This window comes from Methylobacterium sp. W2 (assembly GCF_020662345.1).
Lineage (GTDB): Bacteria > Pseudomonadota > Alphaproteobacteria > Rhizobiales > Beijerinckiaceae > Methylobacterium.
In genome coordinates this window covers 1-5,500 of record NZ_VMOA01000082.1, presented here as the reverse complement: position 1 = coordinate 5,500, position 5,500 = coordinate 1, and the positions used below count along the sequence as shown (strand labels likewise).

Sequence of the window (5,500 nt, the reverse complement as noted above, 5' to 3'; positions counted from 1 at the left end):
TTGATGGGGGGGAATACATAAAACGGATCGTCCAAATTTTCTTGGTAGTCCGCGTCAGGCGTGATTTGAATGCTTGGCACAGGTTGCTCCGAAGCTAGGCGGCTTGCTCAGCGTTATGAGCGGCAAGTCTATCAAAGATTTATGGGCGTTTTGTAGGTCATTGCCGAACATGGTACTAAAATGTACCAAATCGGGCTAGAACGGCGTCCCCTCGACCGTGAACCGTACCACTGTCTCATCGCGCGTCAGCGGCCATAGGTACTGATGGACGAGGTTGCAGGCGTAGACAGGCACGGCGCGGTAGCTGGCGTCACCGGCCTCGAAGTAGCTCGGCACGTCCTCCACAAAAGTGACGACGTGCTCGCCAAGGCCGCGCGGTGGACGCTCGTAGTCGACGTCAGCCAGCCACTTTCGGTGAGTGTGAGCGTCGTAGAGGACGCGATCGACATGCCCTCGGCAGTCTCGCGTGTACCGGATCGTCTGTCGGATGATGAGCTTGCCGCCAGGCTTCACGACAGGAGTCAGAACCTCCGTGCGGGTGACATCCACAGGGATGTGCCGATCAGCGAGCCAATAGCAGAGGAGGGCCGAAGGGATGATGATGGCCGTACAGATCACGGCAAGGCAGGTGTATCCGAAGATGCGCAAGCCCATCAGCCACCTCTGATTGTTTTGAAGAGATCGAACCCGCCCTTCGTCAGCGCGATCACGCCGCCAACAAAAGCAGCCGTCGTTCCGCAGACCCACATGAGCACCTTGGCCGCGGTGCGGGACGATGAGACGAACTCGACGACGCCGTCCATGCTGGCCAGCTCCTTCGGGCTCTTGCCGGACACCCAGGCGACCGTCTCGGGCCGGAGGGCGATCAGCGTTTCGAGCCGCGAGACGTCGTCCGCGCTGAGCGAGGCGAACCACACGATGAGATGTGGGTGCGGAGTGAAGGATGCGGCCTCGACCTTGCGCGGCGGCCTGTAGCCCCCCGACGGGACGAACGGTCCCAGCTCGCACTCCGCTTCAGGATCCGGGTACATCGCCCGGACCCCGCGTTTTGGCTGTTCCCGATACTGGCCCTGGATGTCGCGCCATTCGTCAGCCGTGAACCGTCTCTCTTCGGGAGCCATTGCATCTCACTGCTGCCGGGGACCACCGGGGCGCTCGCCGCCTACTTCTTCGGCAGGGTCGACAGGACCGGGGCGAGCACGTTCGTCTCGTTCGCCTCATCCACGAGGTTGAGCTTGCGGAAGATGATCTTGGCCAGGCCCTCGGGACCGCCGGCCGCGGCCAGAGCCTTCGCCGGAGCGGCATCGACTGCGTACTGGATCGCTTTGGCGATGACGGCAGAGCCCACCGGGATGGACAGCTTGCCTTCCTTCACAGCCCCAGGGACGGCGTTCACCGCGTACTCGGTCACGGCGTTCGCCATCTGCTCCACACGCTTCTGCGTGAGGAACAGGGCGGCCCAGGGATAGACCTTCGTCACCGCCTGGATGAGGAAGCCGCCGAGGACGGGCACGATGACGGCGGTGAAGAGGTTGGCGGCGGCGAGGAGCCATTCGCCGTACGGCAGGATGACGGCGGTCGTCGGCACGGTGGCGACGACTTCAGCGGCGTGGGCGATAGAGACGGCACAGGCGAACGCCAGCGCCGCTAGGAAGAAGCGGGTCATGATGGTCTCACGATGTGGGAGGGGGTGGTGACGAAAGCGCTATGGGAATGCCCATAACGTAACAAAATCACTGGGTTAGGGTGGTGTCGAACTACCGCAAAATCCTCGGTAGTTGCTTCACCCGAACCAGGGCCGCATCAGCCACGACGTCAGCCGCGAGCCCCACGAGGGCTTCACATCGTAGGTCGGCTCCGGCAGCGGCTTCGCAGGCGTCAGCACACCGCTCTTCCGCGGCGCCGGCTGGACGAGGGGGCCTGGGGAAGCGGGAACAGAACCCTCCCCCTGTGGCGGGGAGGGTATGGGAGCCACCGTGACGGGCGGTGTGGGGATCGGTGCGGCGTGCGCCATCGCCAGGGCCTCGCGCAGCACGCCATCGCAGCGGGACGTCCATCCCTTGCCGAAGGTCTGCCACGTCGAGAGACGACGCAGGAAGGTCATGCGATCCGCCATGAGGCGCTCGATGATCTGGTCTACCGGGCGGGTCGCGATGTTGGCGATCGTCACCTTGCCGATGATACCGTCGTCAGCCACGCCAATAGCCCGCTGGAGTGCCATGGCCGCACGCTTGGGGCCGGAGTTCACTCCGAAGTCGAACACCGCGTAGTCGACCCCCGCAGGCATCTCATCGCAGCGCAGGACGTCCCAGTAGTTCTTGCGGTAGATCGGGGCGACGGTCGCGCGGGTGAGCGCCTTCACATCCGCCTTCGTCGCCGGCCGCTTCAGCCAGGACGACAAGGTGCCGATGGTGACGCCGAGGTTGGTGGCGCCACCCGGATCAGATGGATGGTCGACGTACCCGCCCTCATGCTTCAGGACGAGCGGAAGCGCCCGCTCGAAATTCGATGCGGCCATGGTCAGTTCTCACGATGGGAGGGATTGTCGGTTGTGATAGGGGCGCAGCGACCGGCCGGCTCGGGAGTGATAAGCCGTCCGGATGGATCAGCTTCTACGACTGACGATCATCTTGAGCCGGTGGACGCGACGGCGTTGGACGAAAACGGAGGCCGTTGTAGCGCTCGCCGTGATCGCTATCGCTCTGACGCTCGCGATCGTCGAATGGGCCGGCTACTGGCCCGAGGCTCTGACGGCCACGAAAGTGCGGCGAGCGCCTATGCGGTTCTGATGCCAAAGGCGACCGGCCGGCTCGGGATGGACTGGCAATTGACGCCGCAATGGCGCGCTGCCTAGCGTCAGGTGCCGAACCGCTGTGATCTGTCAGCCAGTGGAGAGGCAGCGGGTCGAGCGGCCGACCGCGAATTTGTCGCTCGACCCGTTTGGCTGGGCGGCTACCCCCCGCTGGCCTTAGGGTCCGACTGGGGTGCGTGTTGCGGAAGACACAACCGTTAGGTTTCTAGAACGCCACCTGTTTGTGGGTCGCGGATTTTAATCCCTGGAGTTATTGTGCCGGTTCCGTCAAAGATCAGCACAAAAAATTCCGGGGGGACAATTATGGGGATGATGGACGTCGTTATTGACGGCATTGCTAGGAAAACTAGCGTTAGTTACAGCAACCGTCCATCGATCTATCCCGATAACGGCTCCTTGGAAAAAGATTACGTTGTCGACCGCTATTTAACTAAAGGCTTTATGCCAAACGCTCCGTTTGTCACAAAGTCAACTCCGATTGTTGCATTCGGCTCGTGCTTTGCGAACAATATTAGCAATCACCTTGATACTCGCGGTTACAATGTCCTTACCAAAAAGGACAATAAGGCGTATGTAACAGCCATGGGCGATGGCATCGTTCATACATCCGCGATCCGGCAGCAGTTTGAATGGGCGTGGGAAAACTCATTCCCGACAGAGGCTCTGTGGGAGGGCTACGACCACGAAGAGTTCGGTTATTCCGAAGAAGCCCGCCTAGACACGAAGAAGCTTTTCGACACTGCCGAGGTCTTCATCATCACTTTGGGTCTCTCCGAGATCTGGTACGATGAGCCAACCGGCGAAGTCTTCTGGCGCACTCCTCCAAAAGGAAAACTCGACCCGTCTCGTCACAAGTTTCGCGTCGCGACTTTTACCGAGACGAAAGAGAATATCTATGCCGTAAGAGCATTGATCGAAAAGTACAATCCGCAAGCCAAAGTGGTGATTACGGTTTCGCCAATTCCGCTTGCCGCTTCGTTCAGGCCCGTATCTTGCCTTTCGGCTAACGCGGCATCGAAGTCTATTATCCGCGCGGCGGTAGATGAGTTCTATCGAGAGACCAAGGACCTCGATCCAAATCTTTATTATTTTCCTAGCTACGATATTGTACTTTACGCTTTCGATAATCAGTTCGTGCCGGACAGAAGGCACATCGTAAAGCCTGTTCTCGACTTCAATATGAAGATTTTTGAGCGGTACTTCTGTACGCCTGGCATTAACGATGCCGATTTGCTGACCTCGTTCCGAGACGCGCAAGCTTTTGGTCGGAAGGCTGCAAAGCGCGGGCCGCAGTCGGTCGAAAAATTCTTCGCGGCTAAGGCGAGCAGGCGGACGGAAGCGGTCGAAGCTCGGAAAGAAACCCGGTCGGCGGAGCGTCAGGCTCGTCGTCAGGCTCGAATTGAAGCAAGACGAAAACTGCCTCCTTCTCCCGATCGCCTGCAACGGCTAGAGGCACGGCGCGCGAAGAAGCTGGAGGCTGCCTCAATTTCTGCCGCGGACTAAAAGAATACTATTGTTATCTAACAAGCCGAAGCCGGGCTTTCTCTGGCTTCGGCTTTAATTGTTCGCCAATCTTTCCGTCGCGCTCGCAGATTTCATCCATTGCAGGCTTGTCTAGTAGTTCTATTGCTTCCATGAGCGCCTTGCGGGCGACTGTTCTCTCCGCAGCATTCGGCGGAAAACAAGATCCATCCCCAAAATCAATGAAGATGTCGACGCCATTTACGCTGACTCGAACCTCAGGATAAAGCATATTTCAATCTTCATTGGTTGAGTCTCGTCCCCAGACGCGAACCATTGGGTTATATGGTGTCGTGATACAAGCTTCAAGATAATCACATATGCTTGTGCGGCCCGACCAAAGGCACGGTCGCTGGCCTTCAGTCCTCCAGCCACCCCGACGGCGGGACGCGCTCATCGTCGAGGGACAGGTGGTAGGTCTTCAGCTCCTCGGCAGCGGCTTCGGGATGTTCGAGTACCAGTAGGTCCGCCCCCACACCTCGACCGTGAAGGTGCTGTCGGCCGGGCCTGCCGTCCCCATGGGACGATAGTGGAAGAAGACAGGCTGGGTCATCTTCTTGAGCCCGGCCTGATCCACGATTTGGAAAGGGTCCGTCAGGCCCGCGAGGCTGAATTCGGGAGCGAGCAGGGCAGCGTCGTTCCAATCTGTGACGCCGCCCACCGTCACCACCGGGGCCTCGTAGACGCGACCGAGCATCCCGGCCGGCATCGGCTTGGTGGCGTTGCGGACGATTATTGCCGTGACAATGACATCGCTGACACCGCCGAGAATTTCGAACCTCGTCGGCCCGGTCTGCGACGCGGTGATGACCGCGCTGCCCAGCATGTGAACGCCGGGCTCGGTGGTGATGACCCACGGCTGTTGCTTGCCAGAGGGCGGCGTCAGCGACCGCAGGGCGCCTTCGAGCTGGATGTCCTGCGGGGTAGCACCGTGCTTGTCGCCGAACAGAAGGCCGTAGCCAATGTCATCGACCGGGTAGCCGGCACCGCCGCCCGCACCGGTGGAGGTCGCAGCCGTCTGGTAGCGGTTTTGAACGACAGGAGAACTGCTGGCCATGTCGGCTCCTACTTGAGCGTGAGGATCGCGCCCTTGGCCAGCAGCGCAGGCCGGACGTGGGTGTTGTAGTCGAGCTCGCCCTGGCGGCGGCCGAGGCCCATGGCGGTTGC

The 5,500-nt window shown here is 60.3% G+C and carries 7 protein-coding genes; 1 reads left to right on the top strand and 6 read right to left on the bottom strand.

From position 1 onward, the window contains the following. Window positions 1–195: 195 nt before the first annotated feature. From FPV16_RS25735 to FPV16_RS25720, 4 genes are all read right to left on the bottom strand, one after another. Window positions 196–654, bottom strand: a complete 459-nt coding sequence (locus FPV16_RS25735) for a hypothetical protein (RefSeq protein ID WP_227441347.1) — start codon at window positions 652–654, stop codon at window positions 196–198. Beyond that, window positions 654–1,121 carry a hypothetical protein gene (locus FPV16_RS25730; RefSeq protein WP_227441346.1) on the bottom strand — a complete coding sequence of 156 codons (468 nt, stop codon included), beginning with the start codon at window positions 1,119–1,121 and terminating at the stop codon, window positions 654–656. Before FPV16_RS25730 ends, FPV16_RS25735 begins: the two co-directional genes overlap by 1 nt. A 41-nt stretch (window positions 1,122–1,162) precedes the next feature. Then, window positions 1,163–1,666 carry a hypothetical protein gene (locus FPV16_RS25725; protein ID WP_227441345.1) on the bottom strand — a complete coding sequence of 168 codons (504 nt, stop codon included), beginning with the start codon at window positions 1,664–1,666 and terminating at the stop codon, window positions 1,163–1,165. 117 nt (window positions 1,667–1,783) lie between these two features. After that, the gene (locus FPV16_RS25720) at window positions 1,784–2,518 is read right to left on the bottom strand and encodes a glycoside hydrolase family 108 protein (RefSeq protein WP_227441344.1); all 735 of its coding nucleotides are present in this window, start codon (window positions 2,516–2,518) and stop codon (window positions 1,784–1,786) included. Between the two features lie 603 nt (window positions 2,519–3,121). Between FPV16_RS25720 and FPV16_RS25715 the strand changes: the two genes are divergently transcribed. Next, entirely contained in the window at window positions 3,122–4,315 is a 1,194-nt protein-coding gene (locus FPV16_RS25715; protein ID WP_227441343.1) for a GSCFA domain-containing protein, read from the top strand. A gap of 13 nt (window positions 4,316–4,328) precedes the next feature. Here the strand turns inward: FPV16_RS25715 and FPV16_RS25710 are convergent, their stop codons facing one another. Both FPV16_RS25710 and FPV16_RS25705 read right to left on the bottom strand, forming a co-directional pair. After that, window positions 4,329–4,565, bottom strand: a complete 237-nt coding sequence (locus tag FPV16_RS25710) for a hypothetical protein (protein ID WP_227441342.1) — start codon at window positions 4,563–4,565, stop codon at window positions 4,329–4,331. Between the two features lie 189 nt (window positions 4,566–4,754). Then, complete coding sequence (locus FPV16_RS25705; RefSeq protein ID WP_227441341.1) at window positions 4,755–5,390, bottom strand: hypothetical protein; 636 nt, start codon at window positions 5,388–5,390, stop codon at window positions 4,755–4,757. Between the last annotated feature and the right edge of the window lie 110 nt (window positions 5,391–5,500).

Bases quoted from the DNA above. Each gene is read 5' to 3' on its own strand.
- FPV16_RS25715 (WP_227441343.1), top strand. From the start codon at position 3,122: ATGATGGACGTCGTTATTGACGGCATTGCTAGGAAAACTAGCGTTAGT.
- FPV16_RS25710 (WP_227441342.1), bottom strand. From the start codon at position 4,565: ATGCTTTATCCTGAGGTTCGAGTCAGCGTAAATGGCGTCGACATCTTC.
- FPV16_RS25730 (WP_227441346.1), bottom strand. From the start codon at position 1,121: ATGGCTCCCGAAGAGAGACGGTTCACGGCTGACGAATGGCGCGACATC.
- FPV16_RS25720 (WP_227441344.1), bottom strand. From the start codon at position 2,518: ATGGCCGCATCGAATTTCGAGCGGGCGCTTCCGCTCGTCCTGAAGCAT.
- FPV16_RS25725 (WP_227441345.1), bottom strand. From the start codon at position 1,666: ATGACCCGCTTCTTCCTAGCGGCGCTGGCGTTCGCCTGTGCCGTCTCT.
- FPV16_RS25735 (WP_227441347.1), bottom strand. From the start codon at position 654: ATGGGCTTGCGCATCTTCGGATACACCTGCCTTGCCGTGATCTGTACG.
- FPV16_RS25705 (WP_227441341.1), bottom strand. From the start codon at position 5,390: ATGGCCAGCAGTTCTCCTGTCGTTCAAAACCGCTACCAGACGGCTGCG.